Below are 26711 nucleotides of genomic sequence, written 5' to 3'. Positions count from 1 at the left end.
CCTCCGCGTGTCAGCCGCCGAGCCGCGCAAGCTGCTGCTCGAACGGTACGAGGTCCGCTTCCAGGTCCCTTTCCGCACCCCTGGCCCGGGATCCGTCCAGGTCACCCTCACCGTCCTCCTTACCCGAACGCGCCGCCGCAACCGGGCGGCCCGCCACCAGCGCGGCCAGCTCGCCGCCCGCCCGGGTGATGCGCTCCGCCAGGCCGCCGTCCCCGCTCCGCCCGCCGGCCGCGCCCCAGTCCTCGGAGGCCGCGTAGACGGCGGTGGGCACGGTCACGGCCCGCAGGTAGGCGAAGAGCGGGCGCAGCGCGTGCTCCAGCACCAGCGAGTGCCGGGCGGTGCCGCCGGTCGCCCCGATCAGCACGGGCATCCCGGTCAGCGCGTCCGGGTCGACCAGGTCGAAGAAGGACTTGAACAGCCCGCTGTAGGAGGCGGTGAAGACCGGGGTGACCGCGATCAGCCCGTCCGCGCCGGTCACCGCGTCCAGCGCGGTGCGCAGCGCGGGCGGCGGGAAGCCGGTGACCAGGTGCTTGGCGATGTCCACGGCCAGATCGCGCAGCTCCACCACCCGGACCTCCACCGGGGCGGCGGCGGCCTTGGTGACGGCCTCCGCGAGCCGGTCGGCGAGCAGCCGGGTGGAGGACGGGCTGCTCAGCCCGGCCGAGACGGCGACGACACGGACAGGGGTGCGGGACATCACGAGGCCTCCGGGGCGGTGTCGGTCAGCGCGGGGTGCAGCGGCGCGGTGGCGGGGACGTCTGCCGGGCGCAGGTTCTCGAACTCCTTGCGCAGCACCGGGACGACCTCCTCGCCGAGGATGTCCAGCTGCTCCAGCACGGTCTTCAGCGGCAGCCCGGCGTGGTCCATCAGGAACAGCTGGCGCTGGTAGTCGCCGACCGCCTCGCGGAAGCCGAGGGTCCGCTCGATCACCTGCTGCGGGGAGCCGACGGTGAGCGGGGTCTGCTCGGTGAAGTCCTCCAGCGAGGGGCCGTGCCCGTAGACCGGCGCGTTGTCGAAGTACGGGCGGAACTCCCGTACCGCGTCCTGCGAGTTGCGGCGCATGAACACCTGGCCGCCGAGGCCGACGATGGCCTGCTCGGGGGTGCCGTGGCCGTAGTGCGCGTACCGCTTGCGGTAGAGCTCGACCATCCGGCGGGTGTGCTCCTGCGGCCAGAAGATGTTGTTGTGGAAGAAGCCGTCACCGTAGTAGGCGGCCTGCTCGGCGATCTCCGGGGAGCGGATCGAGCCGTGCCAGACGAACGGCGGGATGCCGTCCAGCGGGCGCGGGGTGGCGGTGAACCCCTGGAGCGGGGAGCGGAACGTGCCCTCCCAGTCGACCACGTCCTCGCGCCACAGCCGGTGCAGCAGGGCGTAGTTCTCGATGGCGAGCGGGATGCCCTGGCGGATGTCCTGGCCGAACCACGGGTAGACCGGCCCGGTGTTGCCGCGCCCCATCATCAGGTCCACCCGGCCGTCGGCGAGGTGCTGGAGGACCGCGTAGTCCTCGGCGATCTTCACCGGGTCGTTGGTGGTGATCAGGGTGGTGGAGGTGGAGAGGATCAGCCGCTCGGTGCGGGCCGCGATATGGCCGAGCAGGGTGGTGGGGGAGGAGGGGACGAACGGCGGGTTGTGGTGCTCGCCGGTGGCGAAGACGTCCAGCCCGACCTCCTCGGCCTTGAGCGCGATGGCGACGGTCGCCTTGATGCGCTCGTGCTCGGTCGGGGTGCGGCCGGTGGTGGGGTCGGTCGTCACATCGCCGACGGTGAAGATGCCGAACTGCATGGTGCTCACCTCTCGCCTTCCGTCGGGGCCCCGGTCTCTCACCGGACCGCTCCCGCGGTTGTTGAAGCAACTGGTTGAAGCTTAAACTATCTCGCTCAACGGCGCCACCGCCTCCGCTATTCCGCCCTCTCGCAGGGGTGGGGTCCGCCGGGGCGCTCGGGTGGCGGCCGGTAGGGTCGCGGCCGTGAGCAGCACCGACACCGGGCAACCGTCCCCCGGCCCCCGGCCCACCGGGCACCCCCACCCCGTCACCGTCGTGGGGCTCGGCGCCGACGGCTGGGCCGGGCTGCCGGAGGCCTCCCGGGAGGCGCTGCGCGCGGCCGAGGTGCTGATCGGCGGCGCCCGCCAGCTCGACCTGCTGCCGCCACAGGAGTGCCCCGGTGAGCGGATCGGCTGGCCCTCCCCGCTGCGGCCCGCCGTGCCCCGGCTGCTCGCCGAGCACACCGGGCGCCGGATCGCCGTGCCGGCCAGCGGCGACCCGATGTTCTACGGGATCGGCCGCGCCCTCGGCGAGACGGTCGGCCCGGACCGGCTGCGCGTGCTGCCGCACCCGTCCTCCGTCTCGTACGCCTGCGCCCGCCTCGGCTGGCCGGTGGAGGACACCGAGACCGTCACCGCGGTCGGCCGCCCCCTCGCCGCGCTGGCCGCCGCGCTGCACCACGGGCGGCGGCTGCTGGTGCTGAGCGCCGGGCCGGCCACCCCCGGGGAGGTCGCCGCGCTGCTCCGCGACCGGGGCTACGGGCCGAGCCCCCTCACCGTCCTCGAACAGCTCGGCTCCGACCGCGAGCGGACCCTGACCGGCACCGCCGACGACTGGCCGCACCCACCCGGCGACCCGCTCAACCTCGTGGCCGTCTCCTGTGTCCGGGCGCCCGGAGCGCTGCGGCTCGGGTCCGTCCCCGGCCTGCCGGACGAGGCGTACGAGCACGACGGCCAGCTCACCAAGCGCCATGTGCGGGCCGCCACCCTCGCCGCCCTCGCCCCGGCCCCCGGAGAACTGCTGTGGGACATCGGCGGCGGTTCGGGCTCCATCGGCGTGGAGTGGATGCGGGCCCACCGCTCCTGCCGGGCCATCGCGGTGGAACGGGACGGGGCGCGGGCGGAGCGGATCGGCCGGAACGCCGCCGCGCTGGGCGTACCGGCGCTGCGGGTCGTGCACGCGCCCGCCCCGGACGGCCTCGCCGCCCTCCCCGCCCCCGACGCGGTCTTCGTCGGCGGCGGGCTGACCGCGCCCGGACTGCTGGAGGCCTGCTGGTCGGCGCTGCGGCCGGGCGGCCGGCTGGTCGCCAACACGGTGACCCTGGAGTCCGAGACACTGCTCGCCGACGCCTACCGCCGGCACGGCGGCGAACTGGTCCGGCTCGCCGTGGCGCACGCCGTCCCGGTGGGCGGCTTCACCGGCTGGCGGCAGGCCATGCCGGTCACCCAGTGGTCCGCCACCAAGCCCCCGTCCGGCGCTGGAACTCCCCGGCCCCCGTCCGACGGCAGTGGTGCCCCCCGGCCCCCGTCCGACGACGGCGACGCTCCCCGGCCGTCATCCGGCGGTGGCCCCCTCCCGCCCCCGTCCCCCAGCGACGCCCACCGCCCTCCGCCCTCCGCACGAAAGTGATGCCCCATGACCGTCTACTTCATCGGGGCCGGCCCCGGCGCCGCCGATCTGATCACCGTGCGCGGGGCGCGGCTGCTCGCCTCCTGCCGGGTCTGCCTCTACGCGGGTTCGCTGGTGCCGCCCGAGCTGCTGGCCGAGTGCCCGCCGGACGCCCGTCTGGTGGACACCGCCCGGCTCGACCTGGACGCCATCACCGCCGAACTGGTCGCCGCCCATGAGGCGGGGCAGGACGTGGCCCGGCTGCACTCCGGCGACCCGGCCGTGTTCAGCGCGGTCGCCGAGCAGATGCGGCGGCTGGACGCGGCCGGGGTGCCGTACGAGGTGGTGCCGGGGGTGCCCGCGTTCGCCGCGGCGGCGGCCTCCCTCAAGCGGGAGCTGACCGTGCCGACGGTGGGCCAGACGGTGATCCTGACCCGGATCGCCGAACAGGCCACCGCGATGCCGCCCGGCGAGGACCTGGCCACCCTGGGCCGCTCCGGCGCCCTGATCGTGCTGCACCTGGCGGCCCGCTACGTGGACCGGGTGGTGGCCGAGCTGACCCCGCACTACGGCGCCGACTGCCCGGCCGCCGTGGTCGCCCTGGCCAGCCGCCCCGACGAGATCGTGCTGCGCGGCACCCTGGCGGACATCGCGGAGGCGACCAGGGCCGCCGGCATCACCCGTACCGCGGTGATCATCGTGGGCCGCACCCTGGCCGCCACCCAGTTCCGCGACAGCCACCTCTACTCGCCGGAGCGCGACCGCCACACCTGCTGACACCGTCCCTCGGCCGCCTGACCGCCTGGCCGCCTGGCCGCCTGACCGCCTGACCGCCTGACCGCCTGACCGCCTGACCGCCTGACCGCCTGGCCGGTGGCGGCCCGGTCGGTGGCCGGTGGCGGCCTAGCCCCCTCCCCATCATGGAAGGACCCTGGACCTCTCGTGCACCTGCTGATTCTGGGCGGCACCACCGAGGCCCGCCGGCTCGCGGAGGAGCTCACCTCGCCGTCCGCCGCCCCGCCCCTCCGGGTCACCAGCTCGCTCGCCGGCCGGGTGGCCGCGCCCCGGCTGCCGGCCGGTGGCGAGGTGCAGATCGGCGGCTTCGGCGGGGTCGAGGGCCTCACCCGCTGGCTGGGCGAGCACCGGGTGGACGCGGTCATCGACGCCACCCATCCCTTCGCCGAGACGATCAGCTCCCACGCGGCCCGCGCCGCCCGCGACGCCGCGATCCCCCTGCTGGTGCTGCGCCGACCCGCCTGGGCCCCCACCGAGGGCGACGACTGGCACCGGGTGCCCGGCCTCCCCGAGGCCGCCGAGACCGCCGCGCGGCTGGGGCGCCGCGTCTTCCTGACCACCGGCCGGATGGGCCTCGCCGCCTTCGCGCACCTGGCCGACCCCTGGTTCCTGGTCCGCTCCGTGGACCCGCCCGAGCCGCCGCACCCGCCGCGCCTGGAGGTGCTGCTCGACCGGGGCCCCTTCACCCTGGACGGCGAGCGGGAGCTGCTGCGCCACTACGCCGTCGATGTGCTGGTCACCAAGGACAGCGGCGGCGCCGCCACCGCCCCCAAGCTCACCGCCGCCCGCGAGGCGGCCATCCCCGTCGTCATCGTCGACCGCCCCCCGACCCCACCCGGCACCCCCGTCACCACCACCGTCCCCGAGGCAGCGGGCTGGGCGAGAGCCCTGGCCCGACCCTGACCGGAGCCCCGGCGGCCGTTGTCCGGCGGGGGGCTCAGCTGTCCGGGTAGGTCCTCGGGGTCCAGGCCAGCCGGGTGCCGTCGGGGCGGGTGGTGGTGCGGGTCTGGGAGGAGCCGATCAGCAGCAGGGTGCGCATGTCGACCTCGGCGGGGTCCAGGTCGGCGAGGGGGAGGACGCGGACCGACTCCTCGGGGCCGCCGACGTCGCGGGCGACGACCACGGGGGTGTCCGGGGCGCGGTGTTCCAGGAGGAGTTCGCGGGCCTTGGCGACCTGCCAGGTGCGGCTGGCCGAGCCGGGGTTGTACAGGGCCAGCACCAGGTCGGCGGCGGCCGCGGCGGCGAGGCGGCGGGCGATCACCTCCCAGGGCTTGAGCCGGTCGGAGAGCGAGATGGTCGCGTAGTCGTGGCCCAGCGGCGCCCCGGCCTTGGCGGCCGCCGCGTTGGCCGCGGTCACCCCGGGCAGCACCCGGACCGGCACGTCCGCGTACGCCTCCTGCGCGGCCACGTCGAGGACGGCGGTCGCCATGGCGAACACGCCCGGGTCGCCGCCGGAGACCACCGCGACCCGGTGCCCGCGCCGGGCCAGGTCCAGGGCGAACTCGGCGCGTTCGGACTCGACCTTGTTGTCCGAGCCGTGCCGCCGCTGCCCGGGCCGCTCCGGCACCCGGGCCAGGTAGGTGGTGTAGCCGACCAGGTCGGTGGCGGAGGCCAGCGCCCCGCGGGACTCCGGGGTGAGCCAGCCCGCGCCCGCCGGGCCGGTGCCGACCACCAGGACCTCACCCGACCCGGGGCGGGGCTCCGGCGGTGCGGCGTCGATCCGGGACGGCAGCACCGCCACCGAGAAGTACGGCACCGACTCGGGGTCCACGTCCGTCAGCCGGCCGGTGCGCTCACCCGCCATCGTGGCGCGCTCCACATACCGGGCGTCCTCCAGCCGCCCGGCCCGCTCCAGCGCCCGGCGCACGGCCGGGAAGGTGCGGCCGAGCTTCATCACCACCGCCGAGTCGGCGGCGGCCAGCCGGGCCGTCAGCTCCTCCTCCGGCAGGGTGCCGGGGATGATCGTCAGCGTCTCCTCGGCCTCGCACAGCGGCTCACCCAGCCGGGCCGCCGAGGCGCTGACCGAGGTCACCCCGGGGATCACCTCGGTGTCGTAGCGGTGCGCCAGCCGCTTGTGCATGTGCTGGTAAGAGCCGTAGAAGAGCGGATCGCCCTCGGCCAGCACCGCCACCGTGCGCCCCGCGTCCAGGTGCGCGGCCAGCCGGGCGGAGGCCTCCGCGTAGAAGTCGTCCAGCGCGCCCCGGTAGCCGCCGGGGTGGTCGGTGGTCTCCACGGTGAGCGGGTACATCAGCCGCTCCTCGATGTGGTCCTCGCGGATGTGCTTGGCCGCGATGGAGCGCGCGATGGACCGGCCGTGCCGGGCCGAGTGGTACGCGACCACATCGGCCGCCGCGATGGCCTCGACGGCCCGTACGGTCATCAGCGAGGGGTCGCCGGGCCCGAGCCCCACCCCGTACAGCTTCCCGGGCGGGAGAGCTTGCTCCTCCGTCTCCGTCACCGACACCGGCTCCGTCCGGTCGCTGTCCATCGCGTGACCGCTGTCCATGGTGCTCACTCCGCCTCGCTCGCGATCGCGTTGACCGCCGCCGCCACCATCGCACTGCCGCCGCGCCGGCCCCGGACCACCAGGTACTCCAGACCCTCGGTGGCCGCCAGCGCCTCCTTGGACTCGGCCGCGCCGATGAAACCCACCGGGATGCCGAGCACGGCCGCCGGGCGGGGCGCCCCCTCGGCGATCATCTCCAGCAGCCGGAACAGCGCGGTGGGCGCGTTGCCGATGGCCACCACCGAGCCTTCCAGCCGGTCCCGCCACAGCTCCAGCGCGGCGGCGCTGCGGGTGGTGCCCAGTTCGGCCGCGAGCGCCGGGACGGCCGGGTCGGACAGGGTGCAGAGCACCTCGTTCTCCGCGGGCAGCCGCTTGCGGGTGACCCCGCTGGCGACCATCCGCGCATCGCACAGGATCGGCGCCCCGGCGCGCAGCGCGGCCCGGGCCCGCAGGACGACGTCCGGGCTGTAGGCGAGGTCGCGGACCAGGTCGGTCATCCCGCAGGCGTGGATCATCCGTACGGCGACCTGGCTCACCTCGGCCGGCAGGCCCGCGAGGTCCGCCTCGGCGCGGATCGTGGCGAAGGACTGGCGGTAGATCTCCGCCCCGTCCTTCTCGTAGGCGTAGCCGTCCGCGGAGGCGGATGCGTCGAACCCTGTCACTGTGCTGCTCTCGCTCATCTCATTGGTCATGGAGGGGTGGGCGGGGCCCGGGGACGGTTTCACGTGAAACATCCTGTGCGACACCGTGTTTCACGTGAAACATCGCGCCGGGCGCACCCGCACGAGTGTGCACCGTCTGCTGGTAGGAGCCCTCACCGGTGGCGACCATGTCGACCCAGTCGCCGCGCGGGTGCCCGCAGCGCCGCTCGCAGCCGGACCAGTGGACCGGGAGCCCACCGCCCAGCGGGCGGGCGTCCCCCCGGACGTCGGCCAGCGACTTGGCGCAGCCGGGCCGCCCGGTGCAGGCGCTCACTGTGGCCCAGGGCGTGTCCGGGGCGGTGAGGTAGCCGGCCGCCGCCAGCTCGGCCAGCCGGTCCCGGGCGGCAGCCTCGTCCGGCCAGGCGGGGAGGACGAACCCGCGCCAGGGGGTGACCCGTATCTCGGCGGCCGGCAGCAGCGCGCGGAAATGGTCGCTGGTCACCCGGCCGAGCCGGGCCGACACGGAGATGAAGCCGCCGTCGAGGATGCCGGGCGGCGGGGGGCCGGAGCCTGCCGAGGGGGTGACCGGCCGGGCGGCGGGGGAGGCCGTCACTCCCGCCCGGGCCAGCTCCTCGGCCACCTCCATCCCGCGTCCGCCGTCGGGCAGTTCACCGATCCGCCAGGCACCGGTTCCGGCGGCCTCGGCGGCGGTCAGAAAGGCCCGGGCGGCGGCCAGCGCGGCGGCCGGGGCGTCGGCTCCGGCGACCTCGTACGCCTGGTCGGCGACGACGAGGAGGAAGGCCCCGCCGGCCCCGCAGCCCCCGCCGGCCCCGCAGCCCCCGCCGGCCCCGCAGTCCCCATCAGCCCTGAAGTCCCCATCGGCTGGGAGGTCCCGATCGGCTGTGGAGTCCCCATGAGCCTCGAAGTCCCCGCCGGCCTCGGAGTCCCCGCCGGTTGTGAAGTCCCCGTCCGCCGCCGCCCGCAGGGTCACATCCGCGCCGAGCGCCGCCACGTCCCCCCGGCCGTCGTCCACCGCGAACAGGAAGCGCCCGGAGAGCCCGGTCGTCCAGGCCTCCCCGCACAGCAGCGCGTCCAACGCATGGGCCGCGGCCTGCACCCGGGGGCCCGCCAGGGGCGAGACGACCATGTTGCGTATCCGCTCATGCGCCTCGGAGTCCGGCAGCAGTCCGGCGCCGCGCAGCAGCTCGGCCAGCTCCAGCCCGCAGCTCTCGCCGAGGCCGCGCAGCTCCAGGTTGCCGCGCGAGGTGAGCGAGAGGTGGCCGTCGCCCAGCCGGTCGGCGGCGTCCGCCAGCACCCGTGTCTGGTGCTCGGTGAGGACACCGGTGGGCAGCCGCAACCGGGCCAGCGCGCCGTCGTCCGCGCGGTGCAGCCGCAGCGCCCCGGGGCAGGCGTCACCACGGTCACGGATACGGCCGGAACGGCGGGTCCGTATATGGCCTTCGCCCGGTTCGGGGCGTTTGGGTGAGCTGGACGGCATGGCGGCGAGCATACGCGCAGCCTCTACTATGCAGACGGCACAGGGTCCCAGGGCCCGAGGGAGGAAGCCCGGTGGAAATCCGGCGCGGTCCCGCCACTGTGAGTCCGGCCGCGGAGGCGGTCCGGGCGAGTCAGGAACTCCCGCCGTCCTCATCACCACCCGGGGCGCGGACACCCCGAGGAAGGCCAGCGCAGCGATGACGCACGCCGACGAGCCGACGACGACCCCCGACGCGCCCGATGCGCCCCCCGCGGCCGTGTCGCCCGCCGCGCCGCAGCCGGGGATAGCCGAGGGAGCACCGGAGGAGGCCGCCCCCGCGCCGGAGAGGTCTTCCGCCGCCCCCGTGCTGCTCCTCTCGCACTCCGACACCGACCTGCTCAGCGCCCGCGCGGCCGGCGGCCCGGTCGAGTACCGGTACGCCAACCCCTCCCGCCTCCCCCAGGAGGACCTGCCCGCGCTGCTGGACGGTGCCGGGCTGGTGGTCGTCCGCCTCCTCGGCGGCGTACGGGCCTGGGAGGACGGGCTCGCCGTCCTGCGCGACAGCGGCCTTCCGCTGGTCGTGCTCACCGGCGAGCAGGCGCCCGACGCCCAGCTGATGGAGGCCTCCACCGTGCCGATCGGCCTGGCGGCCGAGGCGCACGCCTACCTCGCGCACGGCGGCCCCGCCAACCTGGAGCAGCTGGCCCGCTTCCTCTCCGACACCGTGCTGCTCACCGGCCACGGTTTCGAACCGCCCGCCCCCGCGCCCACCTGGGGCGTGCTGGAGCGCACCACCAGGGCGGTCGACGGCCCGACCATCGCCGTCCTCTACTACCGCGCCCACCACATGAGCGGGAACACCGCCTTCGTGGACGCGCTCTGCGGTGCCATCGAGGACGCCGGGGGCCGCCCGCTCCCGCTCTACGTGGCCTCGCTCCGGGCCCCCGAGCCGGAGCTGATCGACCGCCTCCGGGCCGCCGACGCGGTCATCACCACCGTGCTCGCGGCCGGCGGCACCAAGCCCGCCGAGGCCCAGGCGGGCGGGGACGAGGAGGCCTGGGACGCCGGTGCGCTGGCCGGGCTCGATGTGCCGATCCTCCAGGCGCTCTGCCTGACCGGGTCCCGGGCCGCCTGGGACGAGAACGACGAGGGACTCTCCCCGCTGGACGCCGCCACCCAGGTCGCGGTGCCCGAGTTCGACGGCCGGCTGATCACCGTCCCGTTCTCCTTCAAGGAGATCGACGAGGACGGGCTGCCGGTCTACGCGCCGGACGCCGAGCGCGCCGCCCGGGTCGCCGGGATCGCCGTCCGGCACGCCAAGCTCCGGCACATCCCCAACCCCGCCAAGAAGCTGGCGCTGGTCCTCTCCGCGTACCCGACCAAGCACTCCCGGATCGGCAACGCGGTCGGCCTGGACACCCCCGCCTCCGCGGTGGCGCTGCTGCGCCGGCTGCGCGCCGAGGGCTATGACTTCGGCCCCGAGGAGGAGATCCCCGGGCTGGTCTCCGGCGACGGCGACGAGCTGATCCGGGCGCTGATCGACGCCGGCGGCCACGACCAGGAGTGGCTGACCGAGGAGCAGATGGCCCGCAACCCGGTCCGTATCCCGGCCGCCGACTACCGGCGCTGGTACGCCACCCTCCCCGCGGCGCTGCGCGAGCAGGTGGAGGAGCACTGGGGCCCGGCCCCCGGCGAGATGTTCCTGGACCGCTCCCGCAATCCGGAGGGCGACATCGTGCTCGGCGCCCTGCGCCGCGGCAACCTCCTGATCGTCATCCAGCCGCCGCGCGGCTTCGGCGAGAACCCGATCGCGATCTACCACGACCCCGATCTGCCGCCGTCGCACCACTATCTGGCCGCCTACCGCTGGATCGCCGCTCCCGCCGAGGACGGCGGCTTCGGCGCCGACGCCATGATCCACCTGGGCAAGCACGGCAACCTGGAGTGGCTGCCCGGCAAGAACGCGGGCCTGTCCGCCGCCTGCGGCCCCGACGCCGCCCTGGGCGACCTGCCGCTGGTCTACCCCTTCCTGGTCAACGACCCGGGCGAGGGCACCCAGGCCAAGCGCCGCGTCCACGCCACCCTGATCGACCACCTGGTCCCGCCGATGGCCCGTGCCGACTCCTACGGCGACATCGCACGGCTTGAGCAGCTGCTGGACGAGTACGCGCAGATCTCCTCCATGGACCCGTCCAAGCTGCCCGCGATCCGCGCGCAGATCTGGACCCTCATCCAGGCCGCCAAGCTCGACCACGACCTCGGGATGGCGGACCGCCCCGACGACGACGGCTTCGACGACTTCCTGCTCCATGTCGACGGCTGGCTCTGCGAGGTCAAGGACGCCCAGATCCGCGACGGGCTCCATGTCCTGGGCGGCGCCCCGGCCGGCCCCGAGCGGGTCAACCTGGTGCTGTCCATCCTGCGCGCCCGCCAGATCTGGGGCGGTACCCAGGCGCTGCCCGGCCTCCGGGAGGCCCTGGGCCTGGACGAGTCCGCCGCCACCCTGAAGACCGCCGACGAGGCCGAGGCCAAGGCCCGTGAACTGGTCGAGGCCATGGAGGCCGCCGACTGGGACCCGGCCGCCGTCACCACCGTCGCCGCCGGGCACGTCCAGGCCGTCGCCGACATCCTGGACTTCGCCGCCCGCCAGGTGGTGCCCCGCCTCGCCGCCACCACCGACGAGCTGGACCACGCCGTGCACGCCCTCAACGGCGGCTTCGTGCCCGCCGGGCCCTCCGGCTCGCCCCTCCGCGGCCTGGTCAACGTCCTGCCGACCGGCCGGAACTTCTACTCCGTCGACCCGAAGGCGGTGCCCTCCCGGCTCGCCTGGGAGACCGGCCAGGCGCTCGCCGACTCCCTGCTCACCCGCTACCGCGAGGACAACGGCGACTGGCCCACCTCCGTGGGCCTGTCCCTCTGGGGCACCAGCGCGATGCGCACCGCGGGCGACGACATCGCCGAGGCGCTCGCCCTGCTCGGCATCCGCCCGGTCTGGGACGACGCCTCCCGCCGGGTCACCGGACTGGAGCCGGTGCCGCTGGCCGAGCTGGGCCGCCCCCGGATCGACGTCACCCTGCGGATCTCCGGCTTCTTCCGGGACGCCTTCCCGCACACCGTCGGCCTGCTGGACGACGCCGTCCGCCTCGCCGCCGCCCTGGACGAGGCCGACACCGACAACCACGTCCGCGCCCACACCCGCGCCGACCTGGCCGAGCACGGCGACGAACGGCGCGCCACCACCCGTATCTTCGGCTCCCGGCCGGGGACCTACGGGGCCGGTCTGCTCCAGCTGATCGACTCCCGCGACTGGCGCACCGACGCCGACCTGGCCGAGGTCTACACGGTCTGGGGCGGCTACGCCTACGGCCGCGAACTGGACGGCCGCCCGGCGCGCGAGGAGATGGAGACCGCGTACAAGCGGATCGCCGTCGCCGCGAAGAACACCGACACCCGCGAGCACGACATCGCCGACTCGGACGACTACTTCCAGTACCACGGCGGCATGGTGGCCACCGTCCGCGCCCTGCGCGGCACCGCCCCCGAGGCGTACATCGGCGACTCCACCCGCCCCGAGACGGTCCGCACCCGCACCCTGGTCGAGGAGACCTCCCGGGTCTTCCGTGCCCGGGTGGTCAACCCCAAGTGGATCGAGGCGATGCGCCGCCACGGCTACAAGGGCGCCTTCGAGCTGGCGGCCACCGTGGACTACCTCTTCGGCTACGACGCCACCACCGGCGTCATCGCCGACTGGATGTACGACAAGCTCACCGAGACCTATGTCCTGGATCCGGAGAACCGCAAGTTCCTCCAGGAGGCCAACCCCTGGGCCCTGCACGGCATCGCCGAACGCCTCCTGGAGGCCGAGTCGCGCGGCATGTGGGCCCAGCCCGACCCGGAAGTCCTGGACAAGCTCCGCCAGGTGTTCCTGGAGACCGAGGGCGAACTGGAGGGCGAGTGACCCCGGACCCCGAGGTCCGGCTGACGATCGGCGGCGAGGACCAAGACCTCTCCGACCGCCTCGACCGCGAGCTGACCGCGTACAACAGCGCCGCGGTCGACGCCGAGGAGGCGGAGGTCTCGGTCCGCGCCGAGGACGCCTCCGGTGCCCTGGTGGGCGGCCTCACCGCCTCCACCTGGGGCACCCTGGGCAGCATCCACATGCTCTGGGTGGACCCCGCCCACCGCGCCTCCGGCCTCGGCGGCCGTCTCATGGCCGCCGCCGAGGAGGAGGCCCGCCGCCGCGGCTGCACCGTCATGGAGGTGTCCTCGTACACCTTCCAGGCCCCGCCGTTCTACCGCCGCCTCGGCTACACCGAGACCGGCCGCATCGAGGGCGTCCCCGGCGGCCACGCCGACGTCCACCTCACCAAGCCCCTGGCCCCCGCCCCCAACCCGCCCTTCCACCTCACCGCCATCGTCGACTACCCGTCGGACCACACCGCCCCCGCCCGCGCCGCCGAAGAGGCCGCCCTGGCCCTCCTCCCCCGCCACGGCGGCCACCTGGAACGCCGCCTCATCACCCCCGACGGCCGCTCCGAGGTCCACCTCCTCCGCTTCCCCTCCGAGTCCGCCTACCGCGCCTACCTCGCCGACCCCGACCGCCCCGACCCCCAGGCGACGGGCACACAGGTCCGGGTCCTGGAGGTCGGCGAAGTCCACGGCTGACGGCGCCGGGGCGGGTCGAGGGTGGTCAGGCCACCGGCCGGTCCGGAGCATCCAGCCAGACCCGACCCCCACCGCCCCCCGCCCCGACCGTCAGCCCGAACCGCTCCACCCCCGGCGACCCGGCCCCGCGCCACCACGCGTACGCCGCCGCCACCTCGTCCCACACCCGCCGCGCCCCGTACTGGTGCACCGCGAACTCCTGCTCCCCGCCTACGTCCACCGCCGCCCAGGACGTGCCGTCCACCGTGGCCACCCACAGCCGGGCGGCCACCCCCGCCACATCCGGGTCCTCCTGCCAGGCGTGCCAGACGTCCCCCACCGACAGCCCCACCGCGAACCGCGCGTCCAGGTCGTCCCCCGCCACCGCCCACGGGGAGAGCCCGGTCACCGACCCCTCCGGCACTTGGCCGTCCCGCACCACGTCCCGGAAGATCCGCAGATCGGCGCGGTGGCCGCGCATCACCATGAACGCGGAGTGCGGGGCGAACCGCCCGGAGGCCGTGCCGTCGCCCTCCACGGTGAGCCGCAGCAGCCCGTAGCAGCACCAGGGCGAGTCCCACGGTGTCAGGATGACCCCGCCCGGAGCCGTCTGCCCGACCCAGGCGTACGGCACCTCCCGTACGGAGCAGGTGGCCACGACCCGGTCGTACGGCGCCCCCGGCGCGTACCCCTCGGCCCCGTCCCCCGCGACCACCTCCACCCCCAGCCCCGCACCCCGGAGCCGGGCCAACGCCCCTTCCGCGAGCCCGGGGTCCACCTCCACGCTGGTCACCCACCCCGCGCCGCCCAGCCGCTGGGCCAGCAGCCCGGCGTTCCACCCGGTCCCGGTGCCGATCTCCAGCACCCGCTGCCCGTCCCGTACATCGAGCAACTCCAGCATCCGGAACACGATCGAGGGCGCGGATGCCGAGGAGGACGGCCAGGGGGTGTCGTCCTCCCCGGTCTCCTCGCCGTCGTTGAACTGGGTGATGGCGGGCTCGTCCTCGTACGCCGCCCGCAGCCACTCCGCCGGCTCCTCCCGCCGGTCCACGGGCACGCACTCCGGCCCCCGGTGGAACCGCTCCGGCAGGAAGTGGTGCCGGGGCGCCGCCCAGTAGGCCTTCTCCCAGGCGGCGGCCAGGGGATGGCCCAGGTCCTGGGCCATGGCGTGGAGCAGGGCGCGCATGGCAGCGGTCTGTTGCGTGGCCTTGTTCTGCGTCATGCGGAAGTCGATTCCTCTCGCCTGGCGATGGTGGGGCGTACGCCCCGGACCAGGAGCGTGCCGATTCGGCGGCTGCCGGTTGCCGGAGCGGGGAGAACGGTGGCGGTGACGTCCTCGAACCCGAACTGTTCGAGAGTGAGCGCCCATGTCTCGGACGGGTAGTCCCAACGCTTCACGATGGCCGGGTCCTCGTCGGGGCCTCGGGGGATGTACGACGCCTGACATCCGTGGCAACCATCGACAGCAGGGTGCTGGGACATCACGAACACCCCGCCAGGTTTGAGCCGGTCGAACACGGCGGGGAGGGTGAGCCGGGGGTCGGTGAAGTAGGCCGCTCCGAAGACGGAGTAGATCGCGTCGAGCGGTTCCTGCCGGGCCAGGAAGTCCAAGGCTTCGCCTTGGTGCAGCTCCATCCCGCGCACGCCGGACCAGCGCTCGCCGGCCTTCGCAAGCTGTGCCGGGGACAGGTCGACGCCCATGGCGCACATGCCGAGCTCGGCCAGGTGGGCGAGATTTCCACCGGACCCGCAACCGAGGTCCACGACGCGGCCGCCGGGCGGAAGCGACAGGAGCTCGGCTCCCGGGCCGTGGTCGGGATGCTGGGTCCAGTTGAACCACGTGGTCTCGCCCTTGGCGTTCGTTCTCCGCCGCTGGGGCTTCGTGCGCGCATAGCTGTCCCAGGCGGCAGGGCGGGCGTCGGTCATCGCGGGTCCGTTCTCGGTGAGGGCGCCGGCCGACCGGCAGTGTGCCGGTCGGGCGAGCCCTGGTGGGCTGGTCGCCCCCACATGGCTACCGCTCGCGCCCGAGCCGGTTCCCCATGCATGACGTGCTCCCTCCTCGGAGGACGGGCCCATCCCTAGGGATGGTGGAGCATTATCCCTAGGGAGGACTATCCCTCGGATGGGTGCATGACGCTGGATGGGTGTGCGAAAGGGAGGTCAGCCGGGTATGGCTGACCTCCCTTCACCGTGGAATCGTTTCAGCTGCTCAGGTGGTACTCCATGACGTAGACCCCAGCGTCCAGCAGCATCCGGTTGAGTTCCACGGCGCGGCCGTCCTCGGTGAAGGCAGTGCGCCAGACCTCCACCACCGGCGTTCCTTCAGCGAGTTGAAGACGCTCTGCCTCGTCCGGGGCCGGCATGCGCGCACGAAGCTCCTCCACGAAGCGGTCGGGCGAGAGGCCCAGCTCCGCCAGCCGTGCGTAGGTGCCGCCGGGGCCGGTGTCGGGCCGGGCGATGGCGCTGTCGCGCACCAGCTCGGCCGGGAGGTAGGAGGTGGCGAGCTGGACCGGCTGGTCCTCGACCACGAACCGGCGGTCCCGGACGAGGACGGCCTCGCCCTCCGCCAGGCCGAGGGCCTGGGCCACACGGGGTGGCGCCGGGGCCTCCTCGACGGTCAGATCGGTGACCGACAGGGGCCGGTCCTCCAAGTCCGCCTGCCAGATCGAACGCCCGGCCGCCCAACCGTCCTGGGCCGGCCGCCGGTTGGCCACCCGCCGGATCGGCCGGAAGTCGCGTACGTACGTTCCGCTGCCGCGCCTGCGGACGGCCAGGCCCTCGGTGACCAGGAGGGTCAGCGCCCGTCGGGCCGTCTCCTTCGCCACCCCGTGGTCGCGTACGAGCGCGGGCTCGCCCGGCAGCCGCGCGCCCGGTGCCAGCTCGCCGGAGTGAATGCGCTCACGCAGCTCGTCCGCGATCTGCCTGGCACTCTGCGCCATCGTCGTGCCCTCACTTCCCTAGGGTGGCCTCCTTCCACCTTGGCACAGCGCGGACGATCAGCCGTCTGCGGGACGCCGAAGGGGCCGGTCACGGTGGCGGTGACCGGCCCCTCACGCGTCAGCAGGCCTCAGACGCCGATGTCGCGGCCGTCCTTGCGGTAGACGGCGACGACCGAGGGGCGGACGATGCGGCCCGGGCCGTCGGGCCAGGTGGAGGCGGGCTTCTCGACGGAGGCGCCGTCCACCTCGCCCGGGTGCTGGACGGCGACCAGGACGCGGCGGTCCTGGATGAGCGGGCCGCAGGTCTCCGCGCCGGTGGGGACGGTGAGGAACTGCTTCAGCTCACCGCGCCGCTCACCGTGCACGGCCACCCCGAACAGCCCGTCGTGCGAGCCGAGCTGGTTGCCGTCGGTGGAGATCCACAGGTTGCCGTGCGGGTCGAACGCCACGTTGTCGGGGCAGGAGATGGGGCTGACCTTCTCCTTGGGGTAGCCCGCGAAGTAGGTGGCCGGGTCGTTCGGGTCGCCCGCGACCAGGAACAGCCGCCAGGCGAAGCCGTCCGACGCCGGGTCGTCCCAGTGCTCGGCCAGCTCCAGGATCTGCCCGTGCTTGTTGAGGTTGCGCGGATTGGCCTCGTCCGCCCCGGCCTTGCCCGCCTTGCCGCGGTCGGTGTTGTTGGTGAGCGCCACGTACACCCGGCCCGTGCGCGGGGAGGGCTCCACGTCCTCGGGGCGGTCCATCTTGGTCGCGCCGACCTTGTCCCCGGCGAGGCGGGTGAAGACGTACACCTCCTCCGCGGTCATCCCCGGGACGTGCGAGACGTCCCCGGTGGCGAGCGGGATCCAGTGGCCGGAGCCGTCGAACTCCCCGTCGGCGGGCAGCTTGCCGGTGCCGTCGATCTCGGCGGCGGGCGAGTCGCCGGTGATCTTCGCGACGTAGAGGGTGCCCTCGTCCAGCAGGGTCAGGTTGTGCTCCCGGGCCCGCCGCGAGTCGCCCTTCATCATCCGCTTGGAGGAGACGAACTTGTAGAAGTAGTCGAAGCGTTCGTCATCGCCCATGTAGACCACCGGGCGCCCGTCGCGGGTCAGCCTCGGCTGCGCCGCCTCGTGCTTGAACCGGCCGAGCGCGGTCCGCTTGCGCGGGGTGGAGTCCGGGTCGTACGGGTCGAGCTCCACCACCCAGCCGAAGCGGTGCGGCTCGTTGGGCTCCTGCGCCACGTCGAAGCGCTTGTCGAACCGCTCCCACTTGCGCTCGGTCGCCCCGGTGCCGATGCCGTACCGCTTGTCGGTGGCGCTCGACGCGTTGGCGAAGTACTGGTTGAAGTTCTCCTCGCCGTGCAGCGTGGTGCCCCACGGGGTGGTGCCGCCCGCGCAGTTGTTGAGCGTGCCCAGCACCCGGCGGCCGCTCGGGTCGGCCGAGGTGCGCAGCAGGGCGGACCCGGCCGCCGGGCCGGTCAGTTCGAAGCGGCTGGTGGCGGTGAGGCGGCGGTTGAGCGGGTGCCGGGAGACCGGGGTCAGCCGGCCGTCGCGGTGCTGCTCCTGGACCACGACCACCGAGAGCCCGTGTGCCGCCCAGGCGATCTCCACCTGCTCACGGGTCGGGTTCGCCGCGTCGTACCCGCGGAACATCAGCACCTCGTCGGTGTACTCGTGGTTGGCCACGAGCACCTGCCGGCCGCGCTCGCCCTTCAGCGGCAGCAGCGAGAGGAAGTCGTTGTTGTAACCGAACTGCCCGGCCTGCGCCTTGGCGCTCTGCTTCTCGGAGTCGAAGGCCGGCGCCCCGCGCAGGATCGGCTCGCCCCAGCGGATGACCACGCTCTGCGCGTACCCCTCGGGCACGGTGACCTTGTCGTCCTTGTTGGGCGCGACCGGGGCGAAGCGCAACCCGCGCGCCCCGCCGGGACCGTGGTGTCCACCGCGTGCGGGGACGGCGGCCTGGGCGGCCGGGGCGCCCGCGCCCTGGGCGAGCACCGCGCCGCCGGCCGCGGTGGCCACGGTCACCGCGGCGGTGGCCCGCATCATCGAGCGCCGCGAGAACACCCCGGCGATCACATCGCCCGCGTACTCGTTGTCGCTGGTGTTCGGCACCTCCTGGAAGCACGCGTCCCCGCACCGGTAGCGGCAGGTGAGGGCGGACCGGCCGCCCCCGTGCGGGTGGTTGCCGAGCAGCGGCAGCAGCTTGCGCACGTGGTCCTCCTTCGGCGCGGGCCGCGCCGACATCGTGTCGGTAATCCTTCGGCCGCGACGTTAGGGGCGGAGGTGTGCAGGTCGGCGGCGGCACGATGAACGGCCGGTGAATGCGGTCCGTCCGGAGTGATGTTGACGCGATCGCCCCTTGCCTTTCGCCGCTGCGCGGGACGGCTAACCTTACGTATCGCCGCTGGCCATGGATGATTTCCCCGATAACAGGCCAGTGTGGACATACACGGCACCCCACATGCGAAAGGCCTCTCCCCATGGGCATTCGGAGCTTGCTGCGCAAGGTGTTCGGCCGCGACCGTGCGGAGAGCGAGGAGACGTCGACCGTCTCCGTCCCGCCCCAGACGGGACGCGCCGTGCCCCAGGACACCTCCGCCCCGGCCGCCGATGCGGATGAGGGCGGTAAGGAGAAGAAGAAGGACGAGGGCGAGGGCCGCGCTGGGGATGCGGGCCGGGCGGACGACGGCGGTGATCGGCAGGAGCGGCGGGACGAGGACGAGCGCCGCCCGGACACGGTGGAGCCCGGCACCGGCGGCGAGGGCTCCGGCGCGGACCGCCCCTCCGACGAGCCGACGGCATCCCGCGCGGCGGATGCGGCTGATGCCTCCGATGTGTCCGGTGCGTCTGATGAGTCGGTTGCGGCGGATGCCTCTGAGGGGTCGGACGCTTCCGGCGGTGGTGGGAGCGGTTCCGCCGGTACGGGCAAGGGCACGGGTGCCGGCCGTTCGCGTGGCGCGAAGGCTTCCGGCGGTACGGAGCCGGTTGCCGCTTCCTCGGGTGCCGCCGCCTCCTCGGTGACGGTGCCGTCCCCGGCGGCCCCCTCCCCGGCGGCCCCCTCCCCGGCCGAGCAGACGGCCGCGGACCTGGTCGCCGCCTCCTTCGACCAGCCGCGTGCGCGCCGCGCCCAGGTTCCGGCCGCCCGCGACGAGGCCGTTCCGGAGCGCAACGAGGACGAGCAGCGGGACGCGGAGCCGAAGGCGGGCATCCCGGCCCAGACCTCCTCGTCCGCACCGGAGCGCAAGGCCGAGTCTGAGCCCACCACCGGGCCTGCGACGGAACCGGCGGTCGAGCCCGCGCCGGAACAGGAGACGGCGCCCGAGGCGAAGCCCGTACCGAAGAAGTCCGAGAAGGCGGCACCCGAGAAGCCCGCTGAGCAGGCGGCAAAGAAGACCGCCGACAAGGCGCCCGAGAAGCCCGCCGGGAAGGCGGCAGCGAAGGCGACGGAGAAGACCGTCGAGAAGGCCGCCTCCCAGCCCGCCGGGAAGGCGCCCGGCAAGCCCGCCGCCGAGAAGCCCGCTGGGAAGGCGGCAGCGAAGGCAGCGGAGAAGGCCGCCGACAAGGCGCCTGAGAAGCCCGCCGGGAAGGCAGCCTCCCAGCCCGCCGCCGAGAAGGCCGCCTCCCAGCCCGCCGCCGCCGGGAAGCCGGCCGGCAAGGCCGCCGCCGCGCAGGCGTCCGGCAAGCCCGCGTTCACGCTCGCGCGGGTGAAGTCGCGGGCGCCGCAGCTGGCGGAGGCGTACAAGGCGGCCGGGGCGGTGCTGCGGAAGCAAGGGCTGACCGGGGCGCGGGCGACGGTGTACCTGGTGCTCGACCGCTCCGGTTCGATGCGGTCGTTCTACAAGGACGGCAGCGCCCAGCACCTGGCCGAGCAGGCGCTCGCGCTGGCCGCGCACCTGGACGAGCGGGCGACCGTGCCGGTGGTCTTCTTCTCCACCGAGGTGGACGGCACCGGCGAAGTGTCCCTGGAGGACGTCGAGGGCCGGATCGAGGCCCTGCACGACGAGCTGGGCCGGATGGGCCGCACCCACTACGAGCAGGCGATCGAGGAGGTCCGGCGGCTGCACGCGGCCTCGGAGGCGGCGGGCGGCCCGGCGCTGGTGGTCTTCCAGACGGACGGGGCGCCGGAGTCCCGGACGGCGGCCACCAAGGCGCTCGCAGAGGCGGCGGAGGGCAGCCCGGAGATCGAGTGGCGGTTCGTCGCGTTCGGCGAGAAGGACGCGAAGGCGTTCGACTACCTGCGCAAGCTACTGGAGGACGGGACGGAGAGGTTCGGCTTCCAGCACGCGGGCCCGGCCCCGGCCGAGGTGCCGCACGCCACCTTCTACCGCGAGCTGCTGGCGGACTGGACGACCGCGTCCTGAGTCCTCTTCGGGGCCCGGGAGCCGGAGCGCGGCGGGTCCGCGGCCGGTTCCCGGGCCCTTCTCGTCCGGCCTGTTCCCCGGGGCGGCGCGTGGAGTCCTTGAGCTCGATGCCGTGATCACCTTGGGGGAGGGGCCGACATGCACTGGGGGACGTTGGTGGCGACGGTCAGCGGGCCCGACTCGCGGAAACCGGCTACGCCGAAGGTCCTGTGGAGGCCCACTGAGGCCTCTCCGGTGTACCGGCAGGGCCCCGGTCCCGAGGGCGTTCCTCGGGGCCGGGGCCCTGTGCGGTGCCGGGGGCCGGGTTACTTGTCGGCGACCGGCTTGCGGAGCTGGATGTTCAGTTCGCGCAGGCGGGACTCGTCCAGCTCGGTGGGGGCGCCCATCATCAGGTCCTGGGCGTTGCCGTTGAGCGGGAAGGCGATGGTCTCGCGGATGTTGGGCTCGTCGGCGAGGAGCATCACGATGCGGTCCACGCCGGGGGCGATGCCGCCGTGCGGGGGGGCGCCGAAGCGGAAGGCGCGGAGCATGCCGGCGAACTCGTGCTCGACGGTGTCGCGGTCGTAGCCGGCGATCTCGAAGGCCTTGATCATGATCTCGGGCTCGTGGTTCCGGATCGCGCCCGAGGACAGCTCCACGCCGTTGCAGACGATGTCGTACTGCCAGGCCAGGATGTCCAGCGGGTCCTGGTTCTCCAGGGCGTCCAGGCCGCCCTGCGGCATCGAGAAGGGGTTGTGCGAGAAGTCGATCTTGCCGGTCTCCTCGTCCTTCTCGTACATCGGGAAGTCCACGATCCAGCAGAACCGGAAGACGCCCTCCTCGAAGTGGCCGGCGCGCTTGGCGGCCTCCACGCGGACCGCGCCCATGATCTTGGAGACCTCGGCGTACTCGCCCGCGCCGAAGAAGACGGCGTGCCCGGCGGCCAGGCCCAGGCGCTCGGTGAGGACCTTGACGTTGTCCTCGGTGAGGAACTTGGCGATCGGGCCGGTGAGCGAGCCGTCCTCGCCGACGCGGACCCAGGCCAGGCCCTTGGCGCCCTGCTCCACGGCGTAGTCGCCGAGGCCGTCGAAGAACTTACGGGGCTGGGCGGCGGTGTCCGGCACCGGCAGCGCCCGTACGTGCTTGCCCGCGAAGGCCTTGAACTCCGAGCCCTCGAAGACATCGGTGATGTCGACCAGCTCCAGCTGGGCGCGCAGGTCCGGCTTGTCGGAGCCGTACTTGTCCATCGCCTCGCGGAAGGGGATGCGGGGGAAGGGCGAGGTGACGTGCCGCCCGCCGCCGAACTCCTCGAAGAGCTCGGTCATCAGCTTCTCGATCGGCTGGAAGACGTCTTCCTGCTCGACGAAGCTCATCTCCACGTCGAGCTGGTAGAACTCGCCCGGCGAGCGGTCGGCGCGGGCGTCCTCGTCGCGGAAGCAGGGCGCGATCTGGAAGTAGCGGTCGAAGCCGGAGACCATCAGCAGCTGCTTGAACTGCTGCGGCGCCTGGGGCAGGGCGTAGAACTTGCCCGGGTTGAGGCGGGAGGGCACCACGAAGTCGCGCGCGCCCTCGGGGGAGGTGGCGGTGAGGATCGGGGTGGCCATCTCGTTGAAGCCGAGCGCGACCATCTTGGAGCGGATGGCGGCGATGACCGCCGAGCGCAGCATGATGTTGCGGTGCATGCGCTCGCGGCGCAGGTCGAGGAAGCGGTACTCCAGGCGCCGCTCCTCGTTGACGCCGTCGTCCGCGTTGATGGTGAACGGGATCTGCTGGGCCGCGCCGAGCACCTCGACCTCGGCGGCCTCGATCTCGATCTCACCGGTGGGCAGCTCGGGGTTGACGTTCTCCGCGCCGCGCGAGACGACCTTGCCGTCCACCCGGACGACGGTCTCCTTGGTCAGCTTGTCCAGCACCTCGGCGGCGGCCGTGCCGGGACGGGCCACCAGCTGCGTGATGCCGTAGTGGTCGCGCAGATCGATGAAGAGGATGCCGCCCAGGTCGCGCCGATTGTGCAGCCAGCCGCTCAGCCGGACGTCGGTGCCGACGTCAGAGGCGCGGAGCTCGCCGCAGGTGTGGGACCTGTACCGATGCATCGTCGTTCATCCAGTCTTCGGGGTTGGGTGGTCTTGCGTGTGGTGTCGCGCGGGCGGGCGGGGTTCGTGCCTCCGGCGTGGGTCGGCGGCTGCCGGCGCCTGCTCCGCGCGTGTTTCACGTGAAACATCTCGCGTCAAACGACTCGCGTGACCCGTCAAGGTTACCGGTCGTCGCAAGATCGCTGCCCGGGGATTCGGCGGGGGGAGGGGACGACGGCCGGGGGCGGGGCCGGTGGCGACCGGTCGGTTCGTCTTCTTAAAGTGGGGCAATGCGCACCGAGGACGTCCTGGCCGCCACCGTGACCGGTCTGTGGCGATGGGACAACGCGTCCGGGATCGTCACCCTGGACGCGGAGGCCGCCCGGTTGCTGGGGCTGCCCGCCGAGCGGGTCACCCTGACCGAGGCGGGCGTGCGCTCGCGGTTCCACCCGGTGGACTGGAACGAGATCGACGGTGTGGTGAACCTGGCGGTCGCCGAGGGCACCCTCGCCGAGGCCCGGCTGCGGATCGTGGACGGGGAGGGGCGGGTGCTGCGGACCGTACGCAGCCGCTCCAAGCCATATGTCAAGGGCGGCGACTTCGAGCTGGTCGGGATGTTGCAGGAGGTCGCCGACGCCCAGCCGGGCACCGCCGCGCGCACCCCGGTCACCGGGGACTGGCGGCGCTCGCGGGAGGCGTTCCTGTTGGACGCCGGGCGGGCGCTGGCGGAGGCCCGTTCCACGGCGGAGGTGCTGCGGGTGGCGGCCTCGCTGTCGATGCCGGGCTTCTCCCCGGACGGGCTCGCGGTCTTCGGGGTGCAGGGCGACCAGCTGACGGTGATCGGCCACCACGGCCACGGCGTCACCGACGAGAGCCCGTTCACGGAGATGGCGCTCGACATCGACTACCCGGCGGCCGAGGTGATCCGCACCGGCCGCGCGATCTACCTCCCCACCCCGGAGGAGTACAAGTCCCGCTTCCCCGCGACCTGGCCGCTGGCCGAGCCGTTCGGCCGGGAGTCCTGGGCCTTTCTGCCGCTCACCGTGGCGGGGCGGACCCTGGGCGCCTGGATGGCCGCCTTCACCTACCGGGTGGGCTTCTCCCCGGACGAGCGGTCGGTGCTGACCACGGTGGCCCGGATGCTGGCCCAGGCGCTGGCCCGGGCCGGGGTCGCCGAGTCGGAGCGGGAGCTGTCGCTGGGCCTCCAGCGGGCCATGATGCCGGTGCTCGGCCCGGCGATCCCCGGCATGGAGGTCGCCGCCCGGTATGTGCCGACCGGCGGCGGGCTCCAGATCGGCGGCGACTGGTACGACATGATCCAGCTCCCCGGCGGCCGGGTGGCGCTGGTCATCGGCGACGTCCAGGGCCATGACGTCCGGGCCGCCGGGCTGATGGGCCAGCTGCGGATCGCGCTGCGCGCCTACGCCTCCGAGGGCCACCGGCCGGACGCGGTGCTCTCCCGTGCCTCCCGCTTCCTGCACGGCATCACCGAGGGCGGTATCGCCGACGGCGGCGGGAGCGCCGGTGCGGGGAGCCTGGGCGGGGTCCAGATGCGGGGCGGCGGCCTCGGCGCGGGAGGCGGCGGAGGCGGGATCGACGCCTCGGCGCGGTTCGCCACCTGCCTGTATCTGGAGGTCGACCCGGCCACCGGGACCCTCGACATCGCCCGGGCCGGCCACCCCGACCCGGCGATCCGGATGGCGGACGGCACGGTGATGGTCCGCCCCACGGCGGGCGGGCTGCCGCTGGGCATCATCCCGGACACCGACTACCCGACCACCCGGCTCATCCTGGAGCCCGGGGAGACGCTGATGGTCTGCACCGACGGGCTGCTGGAGACCGGCGGCCATGACCTGGAGACCGGCTGGGCCCGGGTCTGCGCCCTCATGGAGGAGCACGACCTCGCCGGGGAGGGGCTGGAGGCGCTGGCGGACCGGCTCATCGAGGCCGTGCACGGGCCCGGCTCGCACCACACCACGGGCCGCCTCGCCGACCGCCGCGAGGACGACATCGCGGTGCTGCTGCTCTCCCGTACCGGGGCCGAGGCCCGGCCGGCGGCGATCCGGCGCAGTGTGATGACGGTGGCGCAGGCCGAGCCGGAGCGGATCTCGGCCGCCCGCCGCCATCTGCGGGCCCTGCTGCACGACTGGGCGGACGCCGATCAGGTCGACTCGGCGGTGCTGATGGTGTCGGAGATGATCACCAATGTGCTCGTCCACACCGACGGCGACGCCCTGCTGGTGGTGGAGGCCACCGGCGACCACGGCCGGCGCCGGCTCCGGGTCGAGGTCGCCGACACCAGCGACGAGCTCCCGCACCGCCGCCGCCCCGGTGAGATGGCCTCCTCCGGCCGGGGCCTGGTGCTGATGGAGATGCTGGCCCATGAGTGGGGCGTCGACCCGCGCGGCGAGGGCAAGTCGATCTGGTTCGCGCTCTACGAGGAGCGGACGGTGGAGGCGTAGGGCGCGGGGGCGGGTGCGTGATCGCTGTGGGGCGCCCGGGCGGGTGGGTGGCCTTTGCGGGGCGCCCGGGCGGGTGGGCGGTCTTTGCGGGGCGCCCGGGCCCGGCGGCGGGGCGGGCGGCCGCCCGGGCATGAGCCCCTGCCGGGACCCGGCGGCCACGGGTACGGCTTGGGCGGCCGGGGCGGCTACGACCGGGTCGGCCGCGCGCTAAGACGGCCGCCCCCGGGGGGCGCGGCCCGGGGCTCCGGCAGGCAGGGGCATCAGGTGGCCGTGCGGCCGGGCGCGTGCCTTGCGGCGCGGCAGGCGGGGCCTGGGTACCGCCGGGGAAGCGATGGCTCGGGCCCCGGTAGGGGGGCGTCAGGTGGCTGTGCGGCCGTCCAGGGTCTCGCGGATGATGTCGGCGTGTCCGGCGTGCTGGGAGGTCTCGGCGATGACGTGTGCCAGCACCCGGCGGGCGCTCCACGACTGGCCCGGCGGCTGCCAGGGCGCCTCGGGCAGCGGATGTGCCACCGACAGGTCCGGCAGGGCGGCGACGGTCTCAGCCGTCCGGGCGGCGACCTCCTCGTACTGCCGCAGCACCTCCGCCAGCGTCTCGCCGGGCTGCATGGCGAAGGACTCCTGGTGCTCGACCATCCACTGCGGGGGTTCGGCGGTGCCGGACATGATGTCGCCCCAGCTGACGCCCTCGGGCAGACGGGCGTGCATGCCTTCGGGGCCCTCGACCACGAAGCGCAGCCACCGCTCCTCGACGCGGGTGACGTGCTTGACCAGTCCGCCCAGGCACAGGGCGCTGGCCGTGGGGCGTTCCCCGGCCTGCTCGTCGGTGAGCCCGTCCACGGTGGCGGTCAGGGCGGCGCGCGCCCCGGCCAGCGCGGCCAGCAGATCGGTCCGCTCCGCGTCGAGCACGGGGATGGGGTCGGTCATGGTGATCTCCAGTCCGTTCCGGCGATTTCCCGGGTGGGGTCGGTCGGTGCAGGACCACGATCACAGGCCTTTAGGACAGAATATGACCGCCATGCGCGCGAAGGTACGAGGGGACGCAGCGATCCGTCCGGACGGCGGCCTCCGGTTCGAGGAGTGGCACCAACTCCCCGGCGGCCCGGCGGCCCGGCGGCCTGGCTGCGCGCTCGGCGTCAGCGGTGGCTCAGTACGTTGACCACCCGGCCCCCCGGGTCCCGGACGAAGAAGCGGCGGACGCCCCACTCCTCGTCCGTCAGCGGGTACACGATCTCCGCGCCGCTCGCGCGCACCGTGGCGTACGCGGTGTCCACGTCGTCCACCTCCACGCTGAGGTCGGGCGTGACGGGGGCGGCCTGGTCGGCGGTCATGAAGCTGATCTGCGCGGTCGGGGTGCCGGGCGGGGCGAGCGTCATGATCCAGCCGTGGTTCATGACCTCCTCGAACCCGAGCAGACCGTAGAAGACGCGGTTGTCCTCGGCGTCCTCCACCCCCTCGGAGCGGACGTTGGGCACGACTCGGCGTACGGTCAT

The 26711-nt window shown here is 74.1% G+C and carries 19 protein-coding genes and 1 riboswitch; of the genes, 7 read left to right on the top strand and 12 right to left on the bottom strand.

What is annotated here, in order from left to right; translation table 11 throughout:
• Nucleotides 1-10: 10 nt before the first annotated feature.
• Together M1O15_RS01920 and M1O15_RS01915 are read right to left on the bottom strand one after the other, a co-directional pair.
• Nucleotides 11-700, bottom strand: coding sequence for an FMN reductase (locus M1O15_RS01920; RefSeq protein ID WP_248631391.1), 690 nt, complete (start codon nucleotides 698-700; stop codon nucleotides 11-13).
• The gene (locus M1O15_RS01915; RefSeq protein ID WP_248631680.1) at nucleotides 697-1782 is read right to left on the bottom strand and encodes an LLM class flavin-dependent oxidoreductase; all 1086 of its coding nucleotides are present in this window, start codon (nucleotides 1780-1782) and stop codon (nucleotides 697-699) included. The genes M1O15_RS01920 and M1O15_RS01915 overlap by 4 nt, the downstream gene beginning before the upstream one ends.
• Nucleotides 1783-1966: 184 nt before the next feature.
• Between M1O15_RS01915 and cbiE the strand changes: the two genes are divergently transcribed.
• The 3 genes from cbiE to M1O15_RS01900 all read left to right on the top strand — a co-directional run bounded on the left by cbiE (nucleotide 1967) and on the right by M1O15_RS01900 (nucleotide 5068).
• A complete protein-coding gene (gene cbiE / locus M1O15_RS01910) occupies nucleotides 1967-3391 on the top strand; it encodes a precorrin-6y C5,15-methyltransferase (decarboxylating) subunit CbiE (protein WP_372499334.1) in 1425 nt (474 codons plus the stop codon).
• 6 nt (nucleotides 3392-3397) lie between these two features.
• Nucleotides 3398-4147, top strand: coding sequence for a precorrin-4 C(11)-methyltransferase (cobM, locus tag M1O15_RS01905; RefSeq protein WP_248631390.1), 750 nt, complete (start codon nucleotides 3398-3400; stop codon nucleotides 4145-4147).
• A gap of 165 nt (nucleotides 4148-4312) precedes the next feature.
• Nucleotides 4313-5068: a cobalt-precorrin-6A reductase gene (locus M1O15_RS01900; protein WP_248631389.1), complete on the top strand. Its 756-nt coding sequence runs from the start codon at nucleotides 4313-4315 to the stop codon at nucleotides 5066-5068.
• A gap of 34 nt (nucleotides 5069-5102) precedes the next feature.
• Here the strand turns inward: M1O15_RS01900 and cobJ are convergent, their stop codons facing one another.
• The 3 genes from cobJ to M1O15_RS01885 all read right to left on the bottom strand — a co-directional run bounded on the left by cobJ (nucleotide 5103) and on the right by M1O15_RS01885 (nucleotide 8822).
• Nucleotides 5103-6545, bottom strand: coding sequence for a precorrin-3B C(17)-methyltransferase (gene cobJ, locus M1O15_RS01895; protein ID WP_248631678.1), 1443 nt, complete (start codon nucleotides 6543-6545; stop codon nucleotides 5103-5105).
• A gap of 131 nt (nucleotides 6546-6676) precedes the next feature.
• The gene (locus M1O15_RS01890; RefSeq protein ID WP_248631388.1) at nucleotides 6677-7351 is read right to left on the bottom strand and encodes a precorrin-8X methylmutase; all 675 of its coding nucleotides are present in this window, start codon (nucleotides 7349-7351) and stop codon (nucleotides 6677-6679) included.
• A gap of 1 nt (nucleotide 7352) precedes the next feature.
• A complete protein-coding gene (locus M1O15_RS01885; protein ID WP_248631387.1) occupies nucleotides 7353-8822 on the bottom strand; it encodes a ferredoxin-like domain-containing protein in 1470 nt (489 codons plus the stop codon).
• Between the two features lie 10 nt (nucleotides 8823-8832).
• Nucleotides 8833-8968: riboswitch (cobalamin riboswitch) on the top strand.
• A gap of 38 nt (nucleotides 8969-9006) precedes the next feature.
• Here M1O15_RS01885 and cobN point away from each other — a divergent pair.
• Nucleotides 9007-12747, top strand: coding sequence for a cobaltochelatase subunit CobN (gene cobN / locus M1O15_RS01880; protein ID WP_248631386.1), 3741 nt, complete (start codon nucleotides 9007-9009; stop codon nucleotides 12745-12747).
• Nucleotides 12744-13454, top strand: coding sequence for a GNAT family N-acetyltransferase (locus tag M1O15_RS01875; protein WP_248631385.1), 711 nt, complete (start codon nucleotides 12744-12746; stop codon nucleotides 13452-13454). The genes cobN and M1O15_RS01875 overlap by 4 nt, the downstream gene beginning before the upstream one ends.
• Nucleotides 13455-13479: 25 nt before the next feature.
• On the opposite strand, the gene M1O15_RS01870 is transcribed toward M1O15_RS01875, so the two are convergent.
• The 4 genes from M1O15_RS01870 to M1O15_RS01855 form a co-directional block, all read right to left on the bottom strand.
• Nucleotides 13480-14655 carry a methyltransferase domain-containing protein gene (locus M1O15_RS01870; protein WP_248631384.1) on the bottom strand — a complete coding sequence of 392 codons (1176 nt, stop codon included), beginning with the start codon at nucleotides 14653-14655 and terminating at the stop codon, nucleotides 13480-13482.
• The gene (locus M1O15_RS01865; protein WP_248631383.1) at nucleotides 14652-15359 is read right to left on the bottom strand and encodes a class I SAM-dependent methyltransferase; all 708 of its coding nucleotides are present in this window, start codon (nucleotides 15357-15359) and stop codon (nucleotides 14652-14654) included. Before M1O15_RS01865 ends, M1O15_RS01870 begins: the two co-directional genes overlap by 4 nt.
• Nucleotides 15360-15634: 275 nt before the next feature.
• Nucleotides 15635-16372 (bottom strand): GntR family transcriptional regulator, encoded by a 738-nt coding sequence (locus M1O15_RS01860; protein WP_248631382.1) that lies wholly within the window; start codon nucleotides 16370-16372, stop codon nucleotides 15635-15637.
• A 128-nt stretch (nucleotides 16373-16500) separates the two neighbouring features.
• Nucleotides 16501-18558 carry a PhoX family protein gene (locus M1O15_RS01855; RefSeq protein ID WP_248631381.1) on the bottom strand — a complete coding sequence of 686 codons (2058 nt, stop codon included), beginning with the start codon at nucleotides 18556-18558 and terminating at the stop codon, nucleotides 16501-16503.
• Between the two features lie 269 nt (nucleotides 18559-18827).
• Between M1O15_RS01855 and M1O15_RS01850 the strand changes: the two genes are divergently transcribed.
• Complete coding sequence (locus tag M1O15_RS01850) at nucleotides 18828-20708, top strand: VWA domain-containing protein (RefSeq protein WP_248631380.1); 1881 nt, start codon at nucleotides 18828-18830, stop codon at nucleotides 20706-20708.
• A 305-nt stretch (nucleotides 20709-21013) separates the two neighbouring features.
• On the opposite strand, the gene aspS is transcribed toward M1O15_RS01850, so the two are convergent.
• A complete protein-coding gene (aspS, locus tag M1O15_RS01845) occupies nucleotides 21014-22780 on the bottom strand; it encodes an aspartate--tRNA ligase (RefSeq protein WP_248631379.1) in 1767 nt (588 codons plus the stop codon).
• 269 nt (nucleotides 22781-23049) lie between these two features.
• Here aspS and M1O15_RS01840 point away from each other — a divergent pair, with 269 nt between their 5' ends.
• Nucleotides 23050-25221, top strand: a complete 2172-nt coding sequence (locus M1O15_RS01840; protein ID WP_248631378.1) for an ATP-binding SpoIIE family protein phosphatase — start codon at nucleotides 23050-23052, stop codon at nucleotides 25219-25221.
• 357 nt (nucleotides 25222-25578) lie between these two features.
• Here M1O15_RS01840 and M1O15_RS01835 read toward each other — a convergent pair whose 3' ends face one another.
• Both M1O15_RS01835 and M1O15_RS01830 read right to left on the bottom strand, forming a co-directional pair.
• Nucleotides 25579-26145, bottom strand: a complete 567-nt coding sequence (locus tag M1O15_RS01835) for a DinB family protein (protein ID WP_248631377.1) — start codon at nucleotides 26143-26145, stop codon at nucleotides 25579-25581.
• 209 nt (nucleotides 26146-26354) lie between these two features.
• Nucleotides 26355-26711 (bottom strand): VOC family protein, encoded by a 357-nt coding sequence (locus M1O15_RS01830; protein ID WP_248631376.1) that lies wholly within the window; start codon nucleotides 26709-26711, stop codon nucleotides 26355-26357.

The sequence above is a fragment of the Streptomyces lichenis genome (assembly GCF_023218175.1).
GTDB lineage: Bacteria > Actinomycetota > Actinomycetes > Streptomycetales > Streptomycetaceae > Streptomyces > Streptomyces lichenis.
Note: the sequence above shows the minus strand (reverse complement) of the source record. Positions and strands in the feature narration are given on the sequence as shown.

Coding starts and splice junctions, on each gene's coding strand:
- M1O15_RS01830 (WP_248631376.1), bottom strand. CDS start 26,711: ATGACCGTACGCCGAGTCGTGCCCAACGTCCGCTCCGAGGGGGTGGAG.
- M1O15_RS01840 (WP_248631378.1), top strand. CDS start 23,050: ATGCGCACCGAGGACGTCCTGGCCGCCACCGTGACCGGTCTGTGGCGA.
- M1O15_RS01850 (WP_248631380.1), top strand. CDS start 18,828: ATGGGCATTCGGAGCTTGCTGCGCAAGGTGTTCGGCCGCGACCGTGCG.
- M1O15_RS01865 (WP_248631383.1), bottom strand. CDS start 15,359: ATGACCGACGCCCGCCCTGCCGCCTGGGACAGCTATGCGCGCACGAAG.
- M1O15_RS01860 (WP_248631382.1), bottom strand. CDS start 16,372: ATGGCGCAGAGTGCCAGGCAGATCGCGGACGAGCTGCGTGAGCGCATT.
- cobM (WP_248631390.1), top strand. CDS start 3,398: ATGACCGTCTACTTCATCGGGGCCGGCCCCGGCGCCGCCGATCTGATC.
- cobN (WP_248631386.1), top strand. CDS start 9,007: ATGACGCACGCCGACGAGCCGACGACGACCCCCGACGCGCCCGATGCG.
- aspS (WP_248631379.1), bottom strand. CDS start 22,780: ATGCATCGGTACAGGTCCCACACCTGCGGCGAGCTCCGCGCCTCTGAC.
- M1O15_RS01885 (WP_248631387.1), bottom strand. CDS start 8,822: ATGCTCGCCGCCATGCCGTCCAGCTCACCCAAACGCCCCGAACCGGGC.
- M1O15_RS01835 (WP_248631377.1), bottom strand. CDS start 26,145: ATGACCGACCCCATCCCCGTGCTCGACGCGGAGCGGACCGATCTGCTG.
- cobJ (WP_248631678.1), bottom strand. CDS start 6,545: ATGACCGTACGGGCCGTCGAGGCCATCGCGGCGGCCGATGTGGTCGCG.
- M1O15_RS01890 (WP_248631388.1), bottom strand. CDS start 7,351: ATGAGCGAGAGCAGCACAGTGACAGGGTTCGACGCATCCGCCTCCGCG.
- M1O15_RS01870 (WP_248631384.1), bottom strand. CDS start 14,655: ATGACGCAGAACAAGGCCACGCAACAGACCGCTGCCATGCGCGCCCTG.
- M1O15_RS01915 (WP_248631680.1), bottom strand. CDS start 1,782: ATGCAGTTCGGCATCTTCACCGTCGGCGATGTGACGACCGACCCCACC.